Below are 22635 nucleotides of genomic sequence, written 5' to 3' on the forward strand. Positions count from 1 at the left end.
GGATTTCTCCTTGACTCTTCCACGAACGCCTACCGGGTTAGCTGACGGGTTCGGGCCTGGAAGTAGCCCTACGGCGCGTGAGGCGCCGATTCACCCCTGATCCCTCGGGGAAGGGATCGCTGGGTCCCCGGCTCCGTGCCTCCTGGCTGCACGGATTCGGCAGGTCACCGCCTGAAAGGGGTCGATCGGGCGGCGGTGACCGCTGGATGTCCATCGCGTCATCGGCTGGCCGATGTCGTTCGCGGCGCCATGGCGTGGCGTCGCGTCGCCAGAAGTTACGCGCCGGGTCACGATCCGGCAAAGGCCCGGTCAAGCTGTAAAGATCGGATAAGGACCTCAGTAAGGTCACGAATCGCAGCTCGACACGATGATCCGTTACGCAAATGTGACAGTACTCACACTTGACGGAACACCGGCCTGTCAGGGCTCAACCGTCACTTCTTCCCAGCCGTCGACCGCGGTCCGTCAGAGACCGCGCACCCGCCGGACGCGCGCCCGCGGAACCCGCTCAGGGGCGGATGGCGCCCACGATGTTGCGGCCGTACGCGGTGAGCTTGACGATCTTGACCACGTCGCCCGTCTGCGGCGCGTGCACGATCTGGCCGTTGCCGGCGTAGATGCTGACGTGCCCCAGGCCCTCGCTGAAGATGAGGTCGCCCGGCTGCAGGCCCTGGGGGAAGTCCACCTTGCGGCTCGCGCCCCAGGCCCACTGCTGCCACGTGGTGCGCGGCAGCGACACCCCGGCCGCCCGCCAGGACGCCTGGGTGAGGCCCGAGCAGTCCCAGCCGCCCGGCCCGGTCCCGCCGAACACGTACGGCTTGCCGACCTGCGCGTAGGCGAACCTGAGCACCGCGGCGGCGTTGCCGGAGGCGGCGCCCGTGTACTTCAGACCCGTGCTGTTGGGATTGCCGGTCTTGTAGGCGCCCAGCCGGTCCAGCAGCTTCTTCTGCTGGGCGATGAGCTTGAGCACCTCGGCGCGTTCCTTCTGGACGGCGTCGCGCTCCTTGTCGGCCGCCGCCAGGGCGTCCTCGGCCTTGTCGCGCTGGCCCTTCAGTCCGCGGTTCTCGCGGTCGAAGGCGGCCAGCTTCGCGGCCCGCTCCTCGGCGAGCTGCCCGGCCAGGGCCACGTTGTTGAGCAGGTTGGCCGGGTCGCCGCCGCTGATCAGCGCGGGCAGGCTGGTGACGTCGGCGCCCGCCTGGTAGGTGTCGACCGCCATGTTCACCAGCTCCTCGCGCAGGCCGGCCACGGTGGCCAGTTTGCGCTTGTAGATGTCGTTGAGCTTGGTGTACGTGGACTGGGCCTTCTTGAGGTTCTCCGTCGCCGTGTTGTACCTGTCGACGACCTTGTCGGCCTTGTCGTTGAGCTTGGCCAGCCTGGCCTTCGCCTGGGGGATGGTGGGTTTCGGCTCGGCGTGGGCCCCGCCTGTCGGGGACAGCAGCAGCCCGATGGTGATTCCCGCGGCCACCGGCACCCGGCCTAACCTCACAGTGTCGCCTCCCAGGATCAGTTCTGGGGCGAATAGTACTGAAGTGACGGGTGAGATCTCACCTAAACGTCAGATTCGTAATCTATGCGCGCCCGAGCCGGCGCAGCAGCAGTCCAGACGGAACGGGTCTGGCTCCCATCCGGCGCACCGACTCGGCCACCTCGCGGTCGGAGGAGACCACCGCGATGGCCCGGCCGGGGGGCTCGGCGCGGACGAGCTGGCGGATCAGGTCGTCGGCGATCTCGCCGGGCGCGCTGAACAGCACCCGCACGCCGCGCGGCGCCACCACCTGGACGGGCGCGATGAGCTCGGCGCCGTCGAAGACGACGGTCACCTCGACGCGGGTCTGCGCGACCAGCCCGCCGAGGCCGGTCATCAGGCGGTTGCGCTGGTCGGCCAGCGTGAGCGTGCCGTAGCCGGACTTGGTGACGTTGTAGCCGTCGATGATGAGGTGCACCTGCGGCAGCGCGAGCAACTGGTCGAGAAGCTGCGGGTCGTCGTCGGCCAGCGCGCGGGCGGGCACGCCGCGCACGCCCGGCCGCTCGCCGGTGACGGCCGCGACGGAGTCGGCCGGCCTGCTGATCATGGTGGGCAGGGCCAGCTCCCTGCGCAGCCCGGCGGAGGCGTCCTGGAGGGCGTCGAGCAGCACCCTGATGCGGGCGTCCTCGATGCTGCGCCCCTCGCGGGCGGCCCGGCGCGAGGCCTCGAGCTGCTTCTCGACGTCGGCCAGGCGCTCGCGCAGGCGGCGCAGCTCGGACTCGCCGGCGCTGCCCGCCGCCGTGGCGGCCGTGCGGGCCTCCTCGGCGACCGTCTCCATCTCCTCGGCCCGCCGCACGGCGGCCTTGGCCCGCTCGCGGGCCTCGTGCAGCCGGCGGCGCAGGTCGGAGTTCTCGGCGCGGGCGGCCTTGAGCTGCTCGCGCAGCCGGTCGGCCTCCTCCTTGGCCGCGCTCTTCTGGGCGGCGAGTTGCTCGCGCAGCCGGGTGACGACCTCCTCGCGCTCCGACCCCTCGGCCGCGGCCGCGGACTGCTGGAGGTCGGCGCGGGCCACCTCGACCATCTCGGCCCAGCCGGGCGGGCGGACGAGGTAGGCGGCCGCGGCCACCAGGACCGGGTCGGCGGCGGGCGGCACGTGGCCGTCGACGAGCGAGGCGACCAGCTCCGGCCAGCCCGCGGTCACCGACTCGGCGACCGCCTCGCGGAACTCCTTGTCGTTCTCCAGCTGGGCCGCGATGGGCGCGCCGCCCAGCTTGGCGCGCTTGCGCGGGTCGAACTTGGCGATGCCGCGCAGCGGCGGGGGCACCGCGACAGCGGGCATCGAACCGAGAACCTGGGCCGCCAGGTCGACCACGTTGAGCCGCACCTGCTCGGGAAGCGGGCGAGACAGGCCTTCACCCGCTGAGCTCATCCCCACTGTCCCTTCGTGACATGCCCTTTCAGACAAGGGTACGGCTGCCGCGTACCTGACCGTAACCGCTCGATCCGCATAAACAAGCGTTAGTTCGAGAAGTGCGGTCGTCCGGAGCGGGCGCGGACGGCCCCGGCCGGCGGCTCAGAGGTCGGCGTCGTGGACCAGCAGCGCGATCTGCACCCGGTTGTTCAGCGACAGCTTGGTGAGGATGCGCGAGACGTGTGCCTTGACCGTGGCCACGCTCATGTACAGCTCGCGGCCGATCTCGGCGTTGCTCCAGCCCCGGCCGATGGCCAGGGCCACCTCCCGCTCGCGCTCGCTGAGGCCGGCGAGCTGCGCGCGGGCCCGGTCGGCGCGGCTGCGGGCGGCTCCGGAGACGTGCGAGATGAGCTGCCGCGTCACGGCGGGCGACAGGATCGGCTCGCCGGCCGCCACCTTCCTGATCGCCTCGACCAGCTCACGCGGCGGGATGTCCTTCAGCAGGAAGCCCGCCGCGCCGGCCCGCAGGGCGCGCAGCACCTGCGCGTCGGCGTGGAACGTGGTCAGCACGACGACCTCCGGCGGCTCCTTGCCGGCGCGCAGCGCCTCGGTGGCGGTCAGGCCGTCGACGTCCGGCATGCGGATGTCCATCAGCACCACGTCGGGCCGGTGCTCGGCCACCATCGGCGGCACCTGCGACCCGTCGCCGGCCTCCCCGACGATCTCGATGTCGCCCGCCCCGCCCAGGATCATCGACAGCCCGGCACGGACGAGCGCGTCGTCGTCCACGATGAGTACCTTGATCGTCATGGCGACCACGGTAGCCAGGCCCGCAACCGGAAGTCTCCATCGGGTTCGGGTCCGTACGCGAGGGTGCCGCCGGCCAGTTCGACGCGCTCGGTGAGCCCGATCAGCCCGGCGCCGGCGCCGGGGATGCGCCGGCCGTGGTGCGCCCAGCGTGGATTGCGCACCTCGGCCGTCAGCCCCTCGCCGGGTCCGCCGCGGACCGTCACCGTGACGGGCGCGTCGGGCGCGTGCTTGCGCGCGTTGGTGAGCGCCTCCTGGACGACGCGGTAGACGGTGCGGCCGAGCCCCTGCGGCACGTCGCCCTCGGCGATCCCGGACGCCGCCGTGGGCACCACGGTGTCCACGTCTTCGGCTTCCGGCGTGAGTTGCGCCGTGTACGAGACCTTCATGCCGGCCTGGCGACACTCCTCGACCAGCGAGCGCAGGTCGGCCAGGGTCGGCTGGGGCGGGTCGGGGACCGGCCCGTCGCCGCCGGCGGAGGACGCGTGGCGCAGCACGCCGATCACCTCGCGCAGATCCTGGAGCGCCAGGTGGGCGTTGTCTCTGATGGCGCTCGCGGCCCTGGCGATGTCCTCGGCGGGGGCGTCCGGCCGGAACTCCAGCGCGCCCGCGTGCAGGCTCAGCATGGAGATGCGGTGGGCCAGCACGTCGTGCATCTCACGGGCGATCCGCTCCCGTTCCAGCCGCTTGGCGTCCTCGGCGGCGATGACCGCGCGCTGCCTGAGCGACCAGACGAGCTGCCGCCTGGCCCGCACCACGATGCCCCAGGCGAACGCCGTCGCCACGATCGCCACCCCGAGCACGACCATCCCGCCGGGCCCGAGGCTCGGGTCGGGCCTGAGCACGCCGAGCGGCACCAGGGCGACGATGTTGAACGCCGCGACCGGCCCCGAGATCTTGAACGGCCGGTGCACCGCCACCGTGAACAGGCCGACGACCGACGCCCCGCCGACCAGCTCCAGGTAGGACGACATGGCCGCGCTGACGAGCGCCAGCGTGACCGGCCACCTGCGGCGCAGCCACACGGCGGCGCACGACAGCGCCCCGGTGACCTGCTCGGCCAGCACCAGCCCGTCGGGCTCGCCGTCCAGCTCGGTGGCGCCGAGCAGGGCCAGCAGGCACGCCGCGAGGAACATGACGATGTCGACGATCCAGTCGCGGGTCGAGCGCCGCACCGGCCGCCTGCCGTCGCCGTCGCCGAGCAGCACCGAGGGCAGGACCCAGCGGTACTCGGGGACGTGTTCGCGCGGCTCGCTCACAGATCACGAGCGTACGACGTCCCCGGATCAGTGGACAGCAGACCAAAGTCGATGCGCCGCGAGACCGACGGCCGACGCGGGAGAGACGGCGCGGCCGCCAGGCTGCCGGGTATGCAAGGGGATACACGCACATCCGGCCCGGCGTCCCAGGAGGGCGCGCTCACGCTGCGCCCGCCGCGCCACCGGGCCGACCCGCGGGCCGTGTGGTGGTGGACCGCCCAGGGCCTGCTCCTCGCGGTGCCGCTCGCGGGGGCCGCGGTGGCGGCCTTCTGGGTGTTCACCGATCGTCCGGGCTGGCTCGGCGCCCTGGTGGGCGCGTTCGCGGCGGGCCTGCTGCTGCTGGCGGTGGTCAGCCCGCACGCCGGCTACCGGGTGGAACGCTGGGAGGTCACGGACGAGGCCGTCTACACGCGCAAGGGCCTGCTGACCCACACCTGGCGGGTGGCGCCGATGTCGCGCATCCAGACCGTCGACACGGCGCGCGGGCCCGTCCAGCGCATGTTCGGGCTGGCCGACGTGACCGTCACGACGGCCAGCGCCGCTGGAGCGCTCAAGATCGAGGGGCTGGACCACGAGCTGGCCGCCGAGCTGGCGTCCCGCCTGACCGCCGTCACCCAGGCCACGCCCGGTGACGCCACATGAGCTGGCGGCCGTTGTCGGCGCGGAGCCTGGGGGCGTCGTCGATCCAGTCGCTGGCGATCGCGGTGCCCGTGGTGGTCGTCCTCGCTCGGGTGCTGTCCGGGCTGGGCTGGCGGACGGCGGCGACGGCCGGGGCGTGCGCGGGGGCCGCCCTGCTCGCGGTCGCCGCCGTGCTGGTCCACGACGCGCTGCGCCTGCGCGCCACCCGCTGGCGGCTCACCGAGGACCGGCTCGAACTGCGCACCGGGATCGCCGTGCGGCAGCACCGGTCGGTGCCGCGCGACCGGGTGCGCAGCGTGGACCTGCGGGCCGATCCCGTCCGGCGGGTGCTGGGCCTGACCGTCGTCAAGATCGGCACCGGCGAGCACGCGGGCGAGCAGGCCGAGCTGACCCTCAACCCGCTCACCAGGCGCGACGGCGAGGCGCTGCGCCGCGCCCTGCTGCCGGGCGCGGCCGCCGGCGCGGCGGCGCACGACGGCGGCGTGCTGGCCGAGCTGCGCTGGTCGTGGATCAGGTACGCGCCGCTGTCGGTGTGGGCGTTCACCGGTGGGGCGCTGGTGCTGGGCGCGCTCTACAAGCCGCTGGACGCGCTCGGGCTGGAGGCGTTCTCGAAGGAGACGGCGCTGGCGGTGTGGCAGTGGGTGAGCGGGCGGCCGTGGGTGGCGGTGCCGCTCGTCGTGGTGGGCAACGTGGCGGTCGGCGTGCTGGGGGCCGCGCTGCTGTTCGCCGAGTCGTGGGCCCGCTACCGGCTGGAGCGTGAGCCCGGCCGGCTGCGGCTGAGCAGGGGGCTGCTGACCAGCCGGTCGCTGACGCTGGAGGAGCGCCGGCTGCGCGGTGTGGAGATCCGCGAACCGCTGCTGCTGCGGCTCGGCGGCGGGGCGCGGGTCACGGCGGTGGCGACCGGGCTCGGCAAGGCCGCGGAGGGCGAGACCGAGGACGTCGCCGCCCTCACCCCGCCGCTCCCCCGCGCCGAGGCGGCCCGCCTCGCCGCCCGGATCGCGGCCCTCCCCGCCCCGGCCACCCCTGCCGCGCCGCCCGTATGGGAACCGCACGGGCAGCACGTGCATGAGCGGCACGTACGGGAGCCGCACGGGCAGCACGTGCGGGAGCCGCACACCGGCGCGTGGGTGCCGGAGCCCGTCCCGCATCCCGGAGCGGCGCGGCGCAGGCGGCTGGTCCGCGCGGTGACGACGGTGGCGGTGCTCGCCGCGGCCTGCTGGGGATGGGTGCTGTGGGCGGGTGGCCGCGGGTGGGACGCCTGGACGGGCGGCTGGGTCTGGCTCCTCCCGGCGCTCGCGCTGCCCGCCGCCCTGTGGCTGGCCGTGGACGCCTACCGGGGTCTCGGGCACGCGCTGGGCGCGCGGCACCTGGTCACCCGGCACGGCGCCGTGACGCGCCGCACGGTCGCGCTCGACCGCGCCGGCATCGTGGGCTGGACGATCACGCAGTCGTACTTCCAGCGCCGGGCGGGCCTGCTGACGGTCTCGGCGACGACAGCCGCGGGCGCCGGGCACTACGACGTGCTGGACGTGGGCCGCGACGACGGCCTGCGCCTGGCCGCCCAAGCCGTGCCGGGGCTGCTCGACCCGTTCCTCGTCCCCGTGGGCGACCGCCCGCTCGTGGACGCCGGCCGCTGACCCGCGCGCCGGCCGGGTGACGCACGGTGGCGGGCCGCGGGCGCCGCCTGCCCATGCCCCTGAAGTGGGCAGGCGGGACGCCGCGCGGCCCACCTGCGTGCGGGACCGAGGCTATTCATCCCACTTTCAAGGCACTTGCAGCCATGTAAACCGTTGACGTCAGAAGTCCCGCGGATGATCCGCGACGCCGGCCGGGCTCGCCCCGGTGTTCCAGTCGTCCGGGCTGCTCGGGCTGCTTGAGGGCTCAGCCGCCCCCCGGTTGCTTGGCCAGCTCGGCGATGTAGGCCCGGGCCACCTCCAGCGCGCCGGCGCGCGCCTCCTTCTCCGGCATGAGCCGCACCTTGCCGGAGTCGGCGGGCACGCCCTTCGGCCGTTCGGCGCCGGAGTAGTCGACGCTGGCCACGATGGAGCCCTGCCGCACGACCACGGAGGCGCTGCCGTTGTGCACCTCCATGCGCCTGTACTCGATGTAGCGGTCGAACGCCGCCTGGCCCAGGTCCTTGATGTCGGTCACCTTGCCCCAGACGATGCCGCCGAGCTCGCTGCCCACCATGCCCTTGTCGCCGCCGCGTTGCTTGGCGTAGAACCCCTTGGCGGCGCCCACGTCGGGCGCGCCCGCGCGGTTGGTGAACCGGTGCGTGGTGATCAGCACGCTGCGGATCTTCGTGACGTCGTCGCCCGCGGGCACGTCCAGGTTGAGCCAGCGGCACTCCGTCTGCACGTCGCCGCCCGCCTGGCTGGAGCGCGCCCGGGGCGTCGGGCCGGGCACCAGGCGGGTCGCCACCGGTTCGACGGCCTTGCAGGCCGGCGGGAACGCGATGACGTGGGGCGAGGTCGTCGGCTGTGCGCTGGGCGAGCTGGTGACCGCCTTGCGGGGCTGGGCCAGCACGCCGGGGTGCTGGGCCTTCCAGGCGGCGATCCCCTTGCTGACCTCGCCGACCAGGGCGCTCACCTCGCGGATGGCGTTGGCCTCGCTGACGGACTGGGTGGCCTTGTTGGTGAAGACGGCGGCGTCCTTGCGTTGCTGGGAGGCCTGGTACTTGACCTCGATCGTCATGTCGCCGACGCGGGCGTGTGCCAGGCCGTAGGAGTACCACAGGACGGTGCCCGAGCGGCGCCAGACGTACTTGGCGAAGGCGCCGTCACCGACCCCCGGGATGTCCTTGGGAGGGGAGTTGTAGTCCTTCTCTCCGGGCGTGGGGGTGGGCTTGGCCGTCTCCGCGAACTTGGCGCCACCGTAGTCGATCTCGTAGGAGTTCTGTGCCATGGACCGGCCGGTCTTCGCGCCCTGGCCCTTGTGCTGGCGCACCTTGACGTCGATCTCGCGGCTGCGCCAGTACTCGCCGAACGAGATGCGGCGGTTCGTCCAGTTGCAGTCGAAGTTGACGGTGTACTCGGTGTCCCTCGACGTGCCGGCCACCGTCGCGCCGGGCACCAGCCGGTCCGTCGTCGCGCCGGAGAGCAGCGAGCAGACATCAGGCCCCTGGACGGCGGCCGCCGGGGCGGAGGAGGGCGGCTTGGCGGAGGCGCCCGTTCCGCCGGGCTCCCCGGTGGACGTCCTGCCGTACACGAGGTAGGCCCCGGCGGCGCCGGCGAGCGCGAGCACGATGGTGACGGCCACCGCGGGCAGCACCCACCCACGCCGTCCCGGGGGCGGCGTTCCGGGGGCCGGCAGACCCTGCGGCATCGTGGGCGGCATGGTAGGCGGCATCGTGGACGGCACGGTGGACGGCACGGTGGGCGGCATCGTGGGTGGCCCCTGGGGATGCTGGACCGGCGGGCCCTGGGGAGGCCGGCCGGGAGGCGCCGTGGGCGGCTGGCCGGGAGGCGCCGTGGGCGGCTGGCCGGGAGGCGCCGGGTACTGCGGGCCGGAGCCGGGCGGATGCTGCGGCCAGGGGCCCGAGGGCTGGTGCGGGCCGCCTGCGGGGTGCTGCGGGCCGGGGCCCGGCGGGTACTGCGGGCCGGGAGCGTGGTGGGGGCCCTGGCCGGGAGGCTGGTGGGGGCCGGGGTTCGGCGGAGGTGTGGCCGGCCACGCGGGCGACGGCGGGTACTGCCTGCCGGGCTCCGGCCCGGGCGGGTTCGGCGGCTCGTACTCGCTACCGGGATTCACGGGGGACTCCTGATGTTCGCCATGACGTGCGGGTGCACATGCTAGTGAATGCGCTTGACGGGCACGTGGGGGTCGGTGCTCCCGCCCCGGGCCGCGGGGCCCGGCCGGACGGCCTCACTGCCCGAGCGCCGCCGACACCAGGCGGGCGGCGGCGGCCGCCGTGTCCCGCCCGCCGGCGGCGTCGTCCGCCGGCACGTCCGCGCGGTGCAGCACCACCTCTCCGATGAGGTTGCTCAGGCGGAAGAGCACCACGCTGTCCGACTGCCCCCGCTCGGTGGAGTCCATGAACAGCTTGAAGACGTTTTGGGTGAACGCCTTCTCGCCGACCCCGGGCACGTCGGCCACCGGGCCCCTGACCGTGCGGAACACCTTGCCCCGCGCCCCCGCCCGGGCGACGCGCTCGCCGGCGAACCTCATCTCGGCCATGGCCGCCCCGCCGAGGTCGCCGTTGGGCCGCTCGGCCCGGACCCGCACGGTGATCCGGCCGTCGGGGGAGGAGCCCTGGTCGAGCGTCCACTGGCACTCGCCCGGCTTGGTCGCCGCGCGGCGGACCGGGCCCCTGAGCAGTTCGGCCGCCTGCGCGTCGCCGAGCAGCCGGCACGGGTCGGGCGCCGTGACGAAGGTGCCGGTGTCGGGCTCGCCCCGCAGGGCGGCGACGCCGTACCAGCCGGCCACCCCCACCACCACCACGGCGGCGGCGACCGCGACAGGGGCGAGCCACCAGCGGCTCCGGCGGCGGGCGGGCTGGGCGACGGCGGTCAGCCGCTCGCGCACCTGCGCGGCCGGTGGCCGCACAGCCGGGTCCTTGGCCAGCATCGCCATGATGAGGTCGCCGAGGACCCGGCCCGCCCGTTCGGGGTACGGCGGGGCGTGCAGCAGCACCGCGGCCGCCACGGCCGCGGGCATGGGCCGCTCGAACGGCGGGCGCCCCTCCGCCGCCGCGTAGAGGGCGGCGCCCAACGACCACAGGTCGGAGGCCGGACCGGCGGCCTGCTGGTTGAGCCGTTCGGGAGCCATGTAGCCGAGCGAGCCGCCGGCCGGCCCGCCGCCGTCCTGGCCGTACAGCGGCACCGCGATCCCGAAGTCGGTGAGCATGGCCGAGCCGTCGCCGTCGAGGAGGATGTTGGCCGGTTTGACGTCGTGGTGCAGCATGCCGTGCATGTGGGCCGTCTCCAGCGCGGACAGCACCCGCAGCCCGATCCGGGCCACCTCGTGGGGCGGCAGCGGCCCGCCGTCCTTGATGACCTTGTCCAGCGAGCGGCCTGTGACCAGGTCCATGATGATCCACGGCTGGTCGCCGTCGAGCACCACGTCGTGCACCAGGACGATCGCGGGGTCGCGCAGCCGCCCCGCCGAGCGGGCCTCGTGGATGGCCCGGCCGGTGAACGCGGACCGCTCCTGCGGGGTGAGGCCGGCCGGCACGCGCACCTGCTTGACCGCCACCTGCCGGTCGAGCACCTGGTCGACACCCCGCCAGACGGTGCCTGCGCCGCCCTCGCCGAGCCGCTCGACGAGGAGGTAGCGGCCGGCGAGCAGGTAGTGCTCAGTCCGCACGGCGCAACGCCCCCTCGACCGCCCGCGCCGCCGACAGCGCGTTCTGCCTGATGTCCTCGTCGCTCGGCCGGTCCGCCAGCGTCGAGTAGTGCACCCGTACGACGAGGTTGGCGAGCCGGTAGTAGACGTAGGCGGAGTGCGTCATGTTCGTCGGGCCCTTCAGCTCGTGGGCGAACGCCTCCTCCCCCAGGCCGCCGACCGGCCTGATCGACGTGAGCGTCGCCGGGTTGCGGCCCTCGGCCCCGATCTCGGGCCAGGTCCAGTCGATCTGCTTGCCGGCGAACTTGCCCCAGTAGCGCTTCTGGTTCTCGAACAGGGTGTGCGCCGTGGCCGGTGTCATCGACCAGGGGTCAGGGGTGTCGGAGTCCTTCTGCACCTGCAGGCCCACCCCCTGCTCGACCGCCGGCCAGTCGCAGGCCGGGCCCTCCTCGTCGGACCCAGGCTGCCCCTTGGGCGGCTTCTGGGTGCGCAGGAGACGGCCTACCTCCTCCTGCGTCAGCAGGGAGCACACGTCCATCGGCACGGCGAACGCCTCGGGCGGCGCGTCGTCCCGGCCGCGTACCACGACGAACGCGACCGCCACCGCGACGGCGGCGAGCGTCACGGCGGCCGCCGCCCACAGCCAGGACCTGCCGCGGCGCCGGACCCTGGTCGGCACCGTGGCGTCGTGGTGCGGCAACTGGGGCGCCTGGCCTGCGGCGACCTGCCTGAGCGCGTTGCGGGCGCTCCAGGCGTCGGGCCGGGCGACGGGGTGACGCGCCGTCATGGCGGCCACGACCTCGCCGACCGGGCCGGCGGCGCGGGGCGGCGGCACGGTGAGCGTGGCGGTGATCCGCTCGCCCGGCGCGCCGTCGTACATCGGCCGGCCCTCCACCGCGACGTACAGCGTGGCTCCGAGCGACCACACGTCGCTGGCCGGCCCGCCGGGGTCGCCCTCCAGCCGCTCCGGCGCGATGAACCCGGGCGAGCCGATCATGACGCCCTGCTCGGTGAGCGCCGCCTGGCCCTCCTGCCTGGCGATGCCGAAGTCGGTGAGCACCACGCGGCCGCCGTCGGTGAGGAACACGTTGCCCGGCTTGACGTCGCGGTGCTGCAGCCCTTGGGCGTGAGCGGCGGACAGCGCCTCCAGGACGTCGGCGCCGATGCGCGCGGCGTGCTCCTGCGGCATCGGCCCGTGCCGTTGGACGGCCTCTCCCAGCGTGCTGCCGCGCAGCAGTTCCATGACCAGCCACGGCCGGTCGTGCTCGACGATGACGTCGTGCAGCGCCACGATGCCGGGGTGGCGCAGCCGCGCGGTGGCCTGCGCCTCGCGCACGGCACGCGTGACGAGCTCGGCCCGCTCGGCGGCCGGCAGGCCCTCGGGCAGGGTGAGCTCCTTGACCGCCACCTCGCGATCGAGCATCTCGTCCCTGGCCAGCCACACCCGCCCCATGCCGCCGCTGCCGAGCGGCCGCACCAGGGCATAGCGGTTGGCGAGTTTTCCCCCGGACATAAACGGAAGAGTAACGAAGTCTTCAAGGCGACGGATATCGGTCCACGATGCCCGACTGTCGGTCGCCCTCTCTATGGTCTTGGTCGTGGACGCGGTTCAAGGCACTCTCGACGAGTTCGGCACCCCGCTGAGTGACGTCACGTTCGTCGTGTTCGACCTCGAGACGACCGGCGGCTCACCGGCCGACCACGCGATCACCGAGATCGGCGCGGTCAAGGTGCGGGCCGGCGAGGTGCTGGGTGAGTTCTCCACGCTGGTCGATCCGGGTGGGCCGATCCCGCCGTTCATCTCCGTGCTGACCGGCATCACCGACGCCATGGTGGTGGCCGCGCCGCGCATCGAGGCGGTGCTGCCGAGCTTCCTGGAGTTCATCCACGGCACCACGCTGGTGGCGCACAACGCGGGCTTCGACACCCGGTTCGTCAAGGCGGCCTGCGCCGCCCACGGCTATCCGCCGCCGGCCAACCCGGTCGTCGACACCGTCGACCTGGCCCGCCGGGTGCTGACCCGCGACGAGACGCCCAACAGCAAGCTGGCCACGCTGGCCAGGTTCTTCCGCAGCCCGGCCGAGCCGTGCCACCGCGCCCTGCAGGACGCCAGGGCCACCGTCCACGTGCTCCACGGGCTGATCGAGCGGGCCGGCTCGTTCCAGGTGCACACGCTGGAGGAGCTCAAGTCGTTCGTCCGCGCCCCCACGCCCGAGCAGCAGCGCAAGCGCCACCTGGCCGAGTCGGTGCCCCACTCCCCCGGCGTCTACCTGTTCGAGGACGAGCGCGGCGAGGTCCTCTACATCGGCAAGTCCACCAATCTCCGCAACCGCGTCCGCTCCTACTTCACCGCCAGCGAGACCCGGCCGCGCATCCGCGAGATGATCGGCATCGCCGAGCGGGTCCGCCACATCGTCTGCGCGACGGCGCTGGAGGCCGAGGTGCGCGAGCTGCGCCTCATCGGCGGCGCCAAACCCCGCTACAACCGCCGCTCCCGCTTCCCCGAGAAGGTCGTCTGGCTCAAGCTCACCCAGGAGCCGTTCCCCCGCCTGTCGATCGTGCGCGAGCTCAAGGACGACGGAGCCGCCTATCTCGGCCCGTTCGGCAGCAGCCGCGCCGCCGAAGACGCCCGTGTCGCCTTGCACGAGGCGGTGCCGCTGCGCCAGTGCACCCAGCCCATCAGCCTGCGCACCCGCCGCTCCGCCTGCGTGCTGCACGAGATGGGCCGGTGCGGCGCCCCCTGCGAGGGCAAGGAGGCCCCCGCCGACTACGCCGTCCACGCCGCCAACGCCCGCCGGGCGATGACCGACGACGCCTCCCTGGTCTTCGCCGCGGTGACGGCCCGGATGGAGCGGCTGTCGGTGGAGCAGCGCTACGAGGAGGCGAGCGTCGACCGCGACCGGCTGGCCGCGTTCGTCCGCGCGGCCGCCCGGATGCAGCGCCTGTCGGCCATCACCCGCATCCCGCAACTCGTCGCGGCCAGCCCGGCGTTCGACGGCGGCTGGGACATCCACGTCGTCCGCTACGGCCGGCTGGCGGCGGCCGGCGTCATGCCTCGGGGCGCCCATCCGACGCCGTTCGTCGAGTCGCTGGTCGCCATGGCCGAGGCGGTCATCCCCGGCCCGGGGCCCGTCCACGCGGCCAGTGCCGAGGAGACCGAGTGCATCCTGCGGTGGCTGGAGTCGCCGGGGGTGCGGCTGGTGGAGGTCGACGGCGTGTGGAGCCTGCCCGCCCACGGCGCGGCCCGCCACAAGGCCCGCATCGACCTCGCCTACCGCCCCCTCACCCGGCCCGGCTCCCGCGAGGGCCGCCCCCTGAGCTGACCCCTGCGGTGCCCGCGCGACTCGTCCCCACGCGCCCGCCCCGCCCGAGGTGGCGCGGCCAGGCCGAGGCGGCGGAGCCAGGCCGGAGTGCGCGATGGGCGGCCCGCGAGGTGACCCGCTAGAGTTGGGCCATGGTCACGGCTATCGTTCACATCAACGCCGAGGTGGACCGGATTCCGGAGGTCGCCCAGACGATCGCCGAGATCGACGGGGTCAGCGAGGTCTACTCCATCACCGGCGAGTTCGACCTGCTGGCCATGGTCCGGGTCGCCGCCTACGAGGAGATCGCCGAGGTCATCCCGGGCCGCATCAACAAGGTCCCCGGCGTGCTGCACACCGAGACCCACATCGCCTTCCGCGCCTACTCCCGCCACGACCTCGACGCGGCCTTCTCGATCGGCTTCACCGAGGCCGACTGAGCGTGGGGGGCTCGCCACGCCCGGCCCTCTCGGGCGCCTGGACGGGGACGACGGACGCGGTCGAGATCGTCAGGATCCCGCCGGTCACCGATCTCCCCTCCGAAAGCGTCCCGTGGCCACGCATTCCCGGCTCGTCCGGGTCTTCGGCGCGGACGGCACGCTCGACCGGGCCGCTCTCGGGTCCCCATGGTCCTCGGCGGGAATCCCGGTGGACGCCGACGTCCCATGTGGGGTGGACGGCCCGTGCGACGCCCCTGACGACGCCGGGACGCCGGACCGGCCGGCGCCCATCCTGACCCTCGGCAAGAAGGCGCGCACCGACGACCCGCCGAGGAGGCGCACCCGTACACCGAGCAGCTCGTCGCCGAGCCGACCTCCCTGGAACAAGCGGCCACGCGCTCCCGGCACCCTGTGGGGCGGGGTGCGCGAGATGCTCCTCCGGACGGGAGCCCCCGAGATCCACGAGGGCACCCGGACGGCGATCGTCGCCACCCTGGGAACGCACCTGCCCGAGGGACGGCCGCTGCGCTGGGCCACGGGGGCGTCGCCGGGCACCGGATGGGGGTGCCCGTCACCCGCTGAGATCGCCGTGTCCGGCAGCGGTGCCCGGGACACAACGGCCGTGGCCCGGACGGAGAGATCCGTCCGGGCCACGGTCAGGCTGTCGGCCGGTGCGGCCGGGGAACGTCAGCGCGTCAGCGACCGGTCCTCGTCACCCGAGCCCGACGCGACGGCGGCGTGCTCCTCCTCGTGCTCGTGGCCGTGCGGCTCCTCGAGCGCGATCTTCTCGCCTCCGTACGCCTTCGACATGCGGGCGCGCAGCTTGCCGAGCGGACCGCGCATCCCCTTGGGCGGGATGCCGGCGCGGTCCTCCTCGACCGGCAGCATGGGCACCGGCTTCTTGCCGCGCACGTGAGCCTCGATGTCGTCCGCCGGAGCGGTGTGGACCTCGATGAACTCACCGTGCGGCAGCCGCTTGATGACGCCGGACTCGACACCGTGCGAGATGACCGCCGCGTCGGAACGCTGCAGGCCGAGGCAGATCCGGTAGGTGACCAGGTAGGCGATCGCCGGACCGGCGAAGACCAGCACCCGGCCGGCGTAGGTCGTCCAGTTGAGGTTGATCTGGAAGAACGCCGAGAGCTCGTCGTTGGCGCCGAGCAGCCACAGCACACCGTAGAACGTCATCGCGGAGACGCCGATCGAGGTGCGGTGCGGGTTGTTGCGCGGACGGTCGACGACGTGGTGCTCGCGGCGGTCGCCCGTCACCCACTGTTCGAGGAACGGGTAGAGCGCCAGGCCCGTCATGACGATGCCCATCGGCACCAGCGCCGGGATGATCACGCTCAGCGGCAGCGTGCCCGCGTGGGCCGTGCCGAACATGTTGATCTCCCAGGCCGGCATGAGCCGCAGCGAGCCTTCGAGGAAGCCCATGTACCAGTCGGGCTGCGAACCGGCCGACACGTCGGCCGGCGTGTAGGGCCCGAAGATCCAGATCGGGTTGATCTGGGTGAAGGTCGCCAGGCCCGCGATGACCGCGAACGTGAACATGAAGTACGCGCCCGCCTTGGCCATGAAGGCCGGGTAGAACGGCGCGCCCACCACGTTCTTGTCGGTGCGGCCCTTACCGGGCATCTGGGTGTGCTTCTGCACCCACATGAGCACCATGTGGGCCGAGATCAGCGCCAGCAGGATGCCTGGGATGAGCAGGATGTGCAGCGAGTAGAACCGGGCGATGACATCGTTGCCCGGGAACTCCCCGCCGAACAGGAAGAACGTGATGTACGTGCCGACCAGCGGCAGCGAGATCGCCACACCCTCGGTGATCCGCAGGCCCGCGCCGGAGAGCAGGTCGTCGGGCAGCGAGTAGCCGGTCAGGCCCTCGGCGAGCGCCAGCGTCAGCAGCAGCACGCCGATGATCCAGTTGAGCTCGCGCGGCTTGCGGTAGGCGCCGGTGAAGAACACCCGCAGCATGTGCACGACCATGCCCGCCACGAACAGCAGGGCGGCCCAGTGGTGCATCTGCCGCATGAGCAGACCGCCGCGCACCTCGAAGCTGATCTCCAGCGACGAGGCGTACGCCTCGGACATCATGACGCCCTTGAGCGGCGCGTACGGGCCGTCGTAGGCGACCTCCATCATGCTGGGCTTGAACCACAGCGTCAGGAACGTGCCGGTCAGCAGCAGGATGATGAACGAGTAGAGGGCGATCTCACCGAGCAGGAACGACCAGTGGTCGGGAAAGACCTTGCGCAGGTTGCGCTTGAGGAAGTTGCCGGCGCCGATGCGGTCGTCGAGGTACGACGACGGACCCGCGATGGCCTTGGGAACGGTTGTCAGCTCGCTCATGCCTGGCCTCCCTTGGACCTGGCCTCGGCCTCGGCGTCGCCGCGCTCCCAGTAGCTGGGACCGACGGGAACGTTGAAGTCGCCCGTTGCGATCAGGTAGCCCTGGTCGTCGACCGTGATCGGCAGCTGCGGCAGCGGCCGGGCGGCCGGACCGAAGATGACCTTGGCACCGTCGGCCGCGTCGAACGTCGACTGGTGGCAGGGGCAGAGGATGTGGTGGGTGGTCTGCTCGTACAGGGCCGCCGGGCAGCCCACGTGCGTGCAGATCTTGGAGTAGGCCACGATGCCGTCGTGGGTCCAGTTCTTGTTCGTGCCCGACTTGATCTCTTCGGGGCGGAACTTGATCAGGATCAGGGTGGCCTTGGCGAGCGCGGTGAGGTCGTGCTCGTAGCCCTCGGGCACGACCGACAGGATGCCGCCCGGCGAGTTGAAGTCGGCGGCGCGGATCGGCTGGCCGGTGCCCTCGACGACGAGGCGCAGCGGCTTGCCCTCCTTGTTCTTCTCGCCCCAGACGGTGTGGCGCAGCGTCTCGTTGAACTTGGAGGCCGGCATCTTGGAGTTGTCGAGGTCGCGCAGCAGCACGATCGGCAGCAGCCCGAGCGGGGCGGCGGCCAGCAGCATCGTGCGGCGCAGCAGCGGCCGCTTGACGAACCCGCTCTCGTTGGCTCCCTGGACGAACGTCTCGGCGACGACCTCACGGGTGTCGTCGTCGGAGGCCATCAGGTGGCGCTCCTGGATCAACGAGTACTTCGGCATGATCTGGCGGACCCAGACCACGATGCCGATCGCCAGCCCCAGCAACGCGACCGTCAGCGAACCGCCGAGCGCGAGGTTGGAGAGCCCGGTCGCGTCCAGGCTGCCGACCTGGAACACCACGTAGGAGATGATGAAGACGATGGCCGCGACGAACGTGACCGTGAAGCAGAGCGCCACGATCTTCTCGGCCTTGCGCGCCTTGTGCTCGTCCTGGAACGTCACGCCGGAGACCTCGGCCTCGTGCGGGCCGTGCCCGCCGGTCGCGGACTCCCCGTCGCCGAGCAACGAGGTGCCCGGTGCGGGGGTGCCGATGACGCGCTTGGGAACGCGCTCGTCGACCTGCTCGATCTCGTGCTCGTTGTCTGTCATGACTTCTGTCGCTTCTTCGCGGTGATCCAGATGGCGGCCAGTGCAAGGGCGGCGATGCCCACGATGAACGCTACAAGGCCCTCGGTCACGGGGCCGATGCGACCCAGCCCGAAGCCTCCCGGGTCCTTCTGCGCACGGACCTCGGTGACATAGGCGATCATGTCACGCTTCTCTTCGGGCGTGATCGTCGTGTCGTTGAAGACCGGCATGGCCTGCGGGCCGGTGACCATCGCCTCGTAGATCTGCTCGGGCGTGGCCTCGTTGAGGTTGGGGGCGTACTTGCCCCGCGTGAGCGCGCCGCCGGCGCCCGCCCAGTTGTGGCACTGGATGCAGTTGGCGCGGAACAGCTGGCCGCCCTTGCCTGCGTCACCCTTCGCGGGGTCGACCTGATCCTTGGTGGGCACCGTCGGGCCGCCGCCGAGCGACTGCACGTAGGCCGAGAGCTGCCTGATCTTGTCCTGGGTGACCCAGCCGGCCATCGGCTTGCGCGGCATCTGCGCCCCCGGGTTGGCCGCGGGCATGCGGCCCGTGCTCACCTGGAAGTCGACCGCCGCCGCGCCCACGCCGATCAGCGTGGGACCGGTCGTGGTGCCCTCCGCGTTCAGGCCGTGGCAGCTCGCGCAGTGAACCTGGAACAGGCTCTTACCGGCCGCGACGTCGTCCACCTTGCCGGACGCGAGGGCCGCGTCGGCAGGCCTGCTCGCCTGCACGAAGGCCGCGTATACCATCCCGACCAGCGCCAACGCCAAAATCAGGACGGCGTATCTCGCGAGGGGATGCCGCCGCCACGCGGTGGTCCTAATCACAGAGATCCCGTTCCTTAACGAATGATGTAGATGGTCGCGAAAAGACCGATCCAGACGACGTCGACGAAGTGCCAGTAGTAGGACACGACGATCGCGCTGGTGGCCTGCTCATGCGTGAAGCGCTTCGCGGCGTACGTGCGTCCCAGCATGAACAGGAACGCGATCAGGCCACCGGTCACGTGCAGGCCGTGGAAGCCCGTCGTCAGGTAGAACACCGAGGTGTAGGCGTTGGCGGACAGGGTCGCGCCCTCGCTGGCCAGCTCCATGTACTCGTAGAGCTGACCGGCGACGAAGACCGCGCCCATCAGGAAGCTGACGACGTACCAGAAGCGCAGCTTGCCGACCTGCCCCTTCTCTGCGGCCCACACGCCGAGCTGGCACGTCACACTCGACAGCACCAGGATGATCGTGTTGACCGTCGCGAACGGGATGTTCAGGTGAGCGGCCTGCTCGGCGGAGGCGCCCGCGCGCAGCATGGCGGGGCCCCACTCGAAGCCGTTGCCAATGCTCACCGACCGGATGGTGAAGTACATCGCGAACAGCGCCGCGAAGAACATGAGCTCAGAGGACAGCCAGACGATCGTCCCGACGCTGACCAGGTTGGGTCTGCGGGACGAGTGTGCTGTCGTCGTCGAAGTTATTGCGGATGCTGTCGCCACGGGCAGCATTATTGCGGCTCTGGTGGTCGGTCCGGCGCACGACCCCCCGTTAGCGGCCCGCGGTGCGGCGCCGACCTGCGATAATCGGGATGAAAGCCCTGCTGGAGACGGTGACCTGGGACTCCGCTCCACCGCCCGGGTACGATCCCATGTTGACCATACCGCTTCGACCGATAGCGAGCGCGACCGTGAGCACCGACGACACGATGAGGGTCCTCGTCTACAGCGACGACGCCGCCACCCGTGAGGAGGTACGCCTGGCGCTCGGCCGGCGCCCCGCGGCCGACCTCCCCCTCGTGGAGATCGTCGAATGCGCCACCGAGCCCAAGGCCCACCAGTGGCTCGGCTCCGGCGAGATCGACGTGGCCGTGCTCGACGGCGAGACCCAGCCCGCCGGCGGCATGGGCGTGTGCCGCCAGGCCAAGGACGAGGTCTACGACTGCCCGCCCGTCCTGCTGATCATCGCCCGGCGCGACGACCGCTGGCTGGCCGAGTGGTCCAAGGCCGACGCCGTCGTCCCGCAGCCGCTGGAGCCGATGGTGCTGGCCGACGCCGTCGCCGACCTGATGCGCCGCCGCTCCTCGACCCGTCTCAACGCGAAGTAGGTGCCTTCCGTGGATGCCCGGACGACCTGGCCTGCCCTCCTGTCGGCGCTCCTCGCCGGCGAGCATCTCACCGCCGACGAGACCGCCTGGGCGATGCGGGAGATCATGTCCGGCTCCGCGACACCCGCGCAGATCTCCGGCTTCGCCGTCGCGCTGCGCGCCAAGGGCGAGACCGTGGCCGAGGTGGTGGGCCTGGCCCGCACCATGCTGGATCTGGCCACGCCGCTGAGCGTGGAGGGCCCGGTGGTCGACGTGGTCGGCACCGGCGGCGACCGCGCGCACACGGTCAACGTCTCCACCATGGCCGCCATCGTGGCCGCGGCGGCGGGCGCGCGCGTGGTCAAGCACGGCAACCGGGCGGCCTCCTCCTCGTGCGGCGCCGCCGACGTCCTGGAGCACCTGGGCATCCGCCTCGACCTCACGCCCGAGCAGACGGCGCGCGTGGCGCGGGAGGCGGGCATCGCGTTCTGCTTCGCCCCCGTCTACCACCCGGCGCTGCGCTTCGCCGGGCCGCCGCGCAAGGAGATCGGCGTTCCGACGGTCTTCAACTTCCTCGGCCCGCTCACCAACCCGGCCCGCCCCGCCGCCCAGGCCATCGGCGTCTACGACTCCGCCATGCTGCCGGTGCTCGCGGGCGTCTTCGCCGAGCGCGGGGTCTCGGCCCTGGTCTTCCGCGGCGACGACGGCCTCGACGAGCTCACGATCGCCACCACCTCCACGGTGTGGACGGTCAGGGACGGCGCCGCCACCCAGACCGTCTTCGACCCGGCAGTGCTCGGCATCCCCCGCGCCGACGCGGGCGCCCTGCGCGGCGGCGACGTCGCCTTCAACGCGCAGGCGGTGCGCGACCTGGTGGGCGGCCGGACCGGGCCGGTGCGCGACGCGGTCCTGCTCAACGCCGCGGCCGCCCTGGTCGCCCTCGACGGCCCGTCCGACGACCTCGACTCCGCCATGATCGACGCGTACGCGCGGGCGGTCCAGGCCGTCGACTCCGGGCGCGCCGCCGCCACCCTCGACCGCTGGATCGAGGTCAGCAGCGCCGTCTGACGTCCGGCGCTCCCCCGGCTGGGCCGACCGGCCGCGCGGCGAGCGACGACTCCACGGCCGGTGGCGGCTCCAGGAGCACCTGAGACGGCCGCACACCACCCCCGCGCACCCCGTTGGGCGGCCCGGCCGCCGGAGGCCGTGAGGAGGCGTCCTCGCAGCCGCCACGGGCATGCGGCCCTCGTAGCCGGTCGTGCCTCTTCGCGCAGGTCCTGCCCGGAGCGGCGCGGTCGTCGATCAGATGTCCAGGGGCAGGGTGGGGCCGTCCTTGGTGGAGCTCCACTGGAGCCACTGCTTCCAGTTCTCCTGCCAGTGGCCCCACCCGTTGGTCGGCTCCAGCTTCCGGGGCGAGCCCGTGATGATGATCGGGTCGCCGATCAGCGTGTTGTCGATGAACCACTTGGCGTTCGCCGGGCTGACGTTCACGCAGCCGTGACTGACGTTGGAGTTGCCCTGCGACCCCACCGACCAGGGCGCGCTGTGCACGTACTCGCCGCTGTTGGAGATGCGGACCGTGTTGTACACCGTCAGCCGGTAGTAGCCGGACTGGCCGGGCCCGATGCCGGGCGAGGTCATGATGGTGACGGGTTCGCGTGACATGGCCAGGTGCACGCCGGAGGTCGTGTAGTACTTCCAGACGCCGCCCTTGCCGGCGCTCATCGGCATGGAGCGGACCCTCTTGCCGTCGCGGACGACGTGCAGGACGTGCTCCTGGGTGCTGCCCTTGGTGATCTGCGAGCGGCCGATCTTGAAGTCGAGCGTCACGTCGCGCTTGCCGTACAGGCCCTCGCCGCCGCGCACGCCCGCCAGGCGGGCCTCCAGGCGGACCCTGGTGTGGGCGGGCCAGTACTCGTCCGGCCGGAAGTCCACGTGCTGGTCGTCGAACCAGTGCCAGGCGCCGTGGACCGGCTTGGAGGTGCGGACGGTGAGGTTGCGCTCGATGGAGACGCGGTCGGTGACGGGCTGGTCGAAGGCGATCATGATGGGCATGCCGACGCCGACCGTCAGGCCGGTGTAGTCCTTGCTCGGGGTGAGCTGCGCGATGTCGAACGTCTTGGCCGCCTTCACGGTCGAGAACGTGCTGGTGGTCCGCTTCTCCCTGCCCGCGGCGTTCACGGCGAGCGAGGTGACCGTGTAGGTGGTGCCGGGCCTGGCGGTGCGGTTGCTGCGCCAGCGGGTGCCGTCGGCGCTGATCACGCCGGGCAGCTCGCCCTGCTTGCCGGCCACGCGGACGTTCTTGAGCGTGCCGCCGTGCGCGGCGACGACCACCGTCTTGTCCGTGGGGACGTTGCCGGACCTGTCGAGAGGCGTGACGGCCACGACGACGTCCGGCGCGGACGTTGACCCGGCGGCGCGCTGGGGTACCTTCTCCTCGGTGGAGCACGCCATCAGCAGAGACAGGGCCAGCAGGCCGGCAGATCCAACAGCAAGGCGCCCCACGAGTACTC

19 protein-coding genes and 1 riboswitch are annotated in these 22635 nt (G+C 72.6%); of the genes, 7 read left to right on the forward strand and 12 right to left on the reverse strand.

Annotation, left to right across the window (positions count from 1 at the left end; all coding sequences use genetic code 11):
• Positions 1–11 precede the first annotated feature (11 nt).
• A riboswitch (cyclic di-AMP (ydaO/yuaA leader) is annotated at positions 12–172 on the reverse strand.
• Positions 173–508: 336 nt separating this feature from the next.
• The 4 genes from FHU36_RS03150 to FHU36_RS03165 all read right to left on the reverse strand — a co-directional run bounded on the left by FHU36_RS03150 (position 509) and on the right by FHU36_RS03165 (position 4939).
• Positions 509–1486 (reverse strand): C40 family peptidase, encoded by a 978-nt coding sequence (locus FHU36_RS03150; protein ID WP_312891414.1) that lies wholly within the window; start codon positions 1484–1486, stop codon positions 509–511.
• Positions 1487–1568: 82 nt separating this feature from the next.
• Positions 1569–2891: an NYN domain-containing protein gene (locus tag FHU36_RS03155; RefSeq protein ID WP_185082301.1), complete on the reverse strand. Its 1323-nt coding sequence runs from the start codon at positions 2889–2891 to the stop codon at positions 1569–1571.
• 144 nt (positions 2892–3035) lie between these two features.
• Positions 3036–3683 carry a response regulator gene (locus FHU36_RS03160; RefSeq protein WP_185082302.1) on the reverse strand — a complete coding sequence of 216 codons (648 nt, stop codon included), beginning with the start codon at positions 3681–3683 and terminating at the stop codon, positions 3036–3038.
• Entirely contained in the window at positions 3680–4939 is a 1260-nt protein-coding gene (locus FHU36_RS03165; RefSeq protein WP_185082303.1) for a sensor histidine kinase, read from the reverse strand. The genes FHU36_RS03160 and FHU36_RS03165 overlap by 4 nt, the downstream gene beginning before the upstream one ends.
• Positions 4940–5050: 111 nt before the next feature.
• Between FHU36_RS03165 and FHU36_RS03170 the strand changes: the two genes are divergently transcribed.
• Together FHU36_RS03170 and FHU36_RS03175 are read left to right on the forward strand one after the other, a co-directional pair.
• Positions 5051–5581: a PH domain-containing protein gene (locus tag FHU36_RS03170; protein ID WP_185082304.1), complete on the forward strand. Its 531-nt coding sequence runs from the start codon at positions 5051–5053 to the stop codon at positions 5579–5581.
• Entirely contained in the window at positions 5578–7215 is a 1638-nt protein-coding gene (locus tag FHU36_RS03175) for a PH domain-containing protein (protein WP_185082305.1), read from the forward strand. The genes FHU36_RS03170 and FHU36_RS03175 overlap by 4 nt, the downstream gene beginning before the upstream one ends.
• Before the next feature lie 244 nt (positions 7216–7459).
• On the opposite strand, the gene FHU36_RS03180 is transcribed toward FHU36_RS03175, so the two are convergent.
• Entirely contained in the window at positions 7460–8902 is a 1443-nt protein-coding gene (locus FHU36_RS03180) for a hypothetical protein (RefSeq protein WP_185082306.1), read from the reverse strand.
• Position 8903: 1 nt separating this feature from the next.
• Here FHU36_RS03180 and FHU36_RS03185 point away from each other — a divergent pair, with 1 nt between their 5' ends.
• Positions 8904–9338 carry a hypothetical protein gene (locus FHU36_RS03185; protein ID WP_185082307.1) on the forward strand — a complete coding sequence of 145 codons (435 nt, stop codon included), beginning with the start codon at positions 8904–8906 and terminating at the stop codon, positions 9336–9338.
• A gap of 101 nt (positions 9339–9439) precedes the next feature.
• On the opposite strand, the gene FHU36_RS03190 is transcribed toward FHU36_RS03185, so the two are convergent.
• A complete protein-coding gene (locus tag FHU36_RS03190; protein ID WP_185082308.1) occupies positions 9440–10879 on the reverse strand; it encodes a serine/threonine-protein kinase in 1440 nt (479 codons plus the stop codon).
• The gene (locus FHU36_RS03195; protein ID WP_185082309.1) at positions 10869–12371 is read right to left on the reverse strand and encodes a serine/threonine-protein kinase; all 1503 of its coding nucleotides are present in this window, start codon (positions 12369–12371) and stop codon (positions 10869–10871) included. Before FHU36_RS03195 ends, FHU36_RS03190 begins: the two co-directional genes overlap by 11 nt.
• A gap of 73 nt (positions 12372–12444) precedes the next feature.
• Here FHU36_RS03195 and FHU36_RS03200 point away from each other — a divergent pair, with 73 nt between their 5' ends.
• A complete protein-coding gene (locus tag FHU36_RS03200) occupies positions 12445–14181 on the forward strand; it encodes a DEDD exonuclease domain-containing protein (RefSeq protein ID WP_221495747.1) in 1737 nt (578 codons plus the stop codon).
• A 131-nt stretch (positions 14182–14312) separates the two neighbouring features.
• A complete protein-coding gene (locus FHU36_RS03205; RefSeq protein WP_185082311.1) occupies positions 14313–14600 on the forward strand; it encodes an Lrp/AsnC family transcriptional regulator in 288 nt (95 codons plus the stop codon).
• Between the two features lie 687 nt (positions 14601–15287).
• Here the strand turns inward: FHU36_RS03205 and qcrB are convergent.
• From qcrB to ctaE, 4 genes are read right to left on the reverse strand one after another with little or no spacing between them, the layout of a single operon-like run.
• Positions 15288–16949: a cytochrome bc1 complex cytochrome b subunit gene (gene qcrB, locus FHU36_RS03210; protein ID WP_185082312.1), complete on the reverse strand. Its 1662-nt coding sequence runs from the start codon at positions 16947–16949 to the stop codon at positions 15288–15290.
• Positions 16946–18073, reverse strand: coding sequence for a cytochrome bc1 complex Rieske iron-sulfur subunit (gene qcrA / locus FHU36_RS03215; RefSeq protein WP_185082313.1), 1128 nt, complete (start codon positions 18071–18073; stop codon positions 16946–16948). Before qcrA ends, qcrB begins: the two co-directional genes overlap by 4 nt.
• Positions 18070–18879, reverse strand: a complete 810-nt coding sequence (gene qcrC / locus FHU36_RS03220; RefSeq protein WP_185082314.1) for a cytochrome bc1 complex diheme cytochrome c subunit — start codon at positions 18877–18879, stop codon at positions 18070–18072. Before qcrC ends, qcrA begins: the two co-directional genes overlap by 4 nt.
• Before the next feature lie 14 nt (positions 18880–18893).
• Positions 18894–19547, reverse strand: a complete 654-nt coding sequence (gene ctaE / locus FHU36_RS03225) for an aa3-type cytochrome oxidase subunit III (RefSeq protein WP_185082315.1) — start codon at positions 19545–19547, stop codon at positions 18894–18896.
• Between the two features lie 197 nt (positions 19548–19744).
• Here ctaE and FHU36_RS03230 point away from each other — a divergent pair, with 197 nt between their 5' ends.
• Together FHU36_RS03230 and trpD are read left to right on the forward strand one after the other, a co-directional pair.
• Complete coding sequence (locus FHU36_RS03230; RefSeq protein ID WP_185084581.1) at positions 19745–20143, forward strand: response regulator transcription factor; 399 nt, start codon at positions 19745–19747, stop codon at positions 20141–20143.
• A 9-nt stretch (positions 20144–20152) separates the two neighbouring features.
• Positions 20153–21190, forward strand: coding sequence for an anthranilate phosphoribosyltransferase (trpD, locus tag FHU36_RS03235; protein ID WP_185082316.1), 1038 nt, complete (start codon positions 20153–20155; stop codon positions 21188–21190).
• Positions 21191–21424: 234 nt separating this feature from the next.
• Here trpD and FHU36_RS03240 read toward each other — a convergent pair whose 3' ends face one another.
• Positions 21425–22627: a L,D-transpeptidase gene (locus tag FHU36_RS03240; RefSeq protein ID WP_312891415.1), complete on the reverse strand. Its 1203-nt coding sequence runs from the start codon at positions 22625–22627 to the stop codon at positions 21425–21427.
• Positions 22628–22635: the final 8 nt, after the last annotated feature.

The organism is Nonomuraea muscovyensis, from assembly GCF_014207745.1.
GTDB classification, from domain to species: domain Bacteria; phylum Actinomycetota; class Actinomycetes; order Streptosporangiales; family Streptosporangiaceae; genus Nonomuraea; species Nonomuraea muscovyensis.

Bases quoted from the DNA above. Each gene is read 5' to 3' on its own strand.
- FHU36_RS03160 (WP_185082302.1), bottom strand. From the start codon at position 3,683: ATGACGATCAAGGTACTCATCGTGGACGACGACGCGCTCGTCCGTGCC.
- FHU36_RS03195 (WP_185082309.1), bottom strand. From the start codon at position 12,371: ATGTCCGGGGGAAAACTCGCCAACCGCTATGCCCTGGTGCGGCCGCTC.
- qcrB (WP_185082312.1), bottom strand. From the start codon at position 16,949: ATGAGCGAGCTGACAACCGTTCCCAAGGCCATCGCGGGTCCGTCGTCG.
- FHU36_RS03170 (WP_185082304.1), top strand. From the start codon at position 5,051: ATGCAAGGGGATACACGCACATCCGGCCCGGCGTCCCAGGAGGGCGCG.
- qcrA (WP_185082313.1), bottom strand. From the start codon at position 18,073: ATGACAGACAACGAGCACGAGATCGAGCAGGTCGACGAGCGCGTTCCC.
- FHU36_RS03155 (WP_185082301.1), bottom strand. From the start codon at position 2,891: ATGAGCTCAGCGGGTGAAGGCCTGTCTCGCCCGCTTCCCGAGCAGGTG.
- FHU36_RS03175 (WP_185082305.1), top strand. From the start codon at position 5,578: ATGAGCTGGCGGCCGTTGTCGGCGCGGAGCCTGGGGGCGTCGTCGATC.
- FHU36_RS03200 (WP_221495747.1), top strand. From the start codon at position 12,445: ATGGTCTTGGTCGTGGACGCGGTTCAAGGCACTCTCGACGAGTTCGGC.
- ctaE (WP_185082315.1), bottom strand. From the start codon at position 19,547: ATGCTGCCCGTGGCGACAGCATCCGCAATAACTTCGACGACGACAGCA.
- FHU36_RS03205 (WP_185082311.1), top strand. From the start codon at position 14,313: ATGGTCACGGCTATCGTTCACATCAACGCCGAGGTGGACCGGATTCCG.
- FHU36_RS03180 (WP_185082306.1), bottom strand. From the start codon at position 8,902: ATGCCGCAGGGTCTGCCGGCCCCCGGAACGCCGCCCCCGGGACGGCGT.
- FHU36_RS03230 (WP_185084581.1), top strand. From the start codon at position 19,745: ATGAGGGTCCTCGTCTACAGCGACGACGCCGCCACCCGTGAGGAGGTA.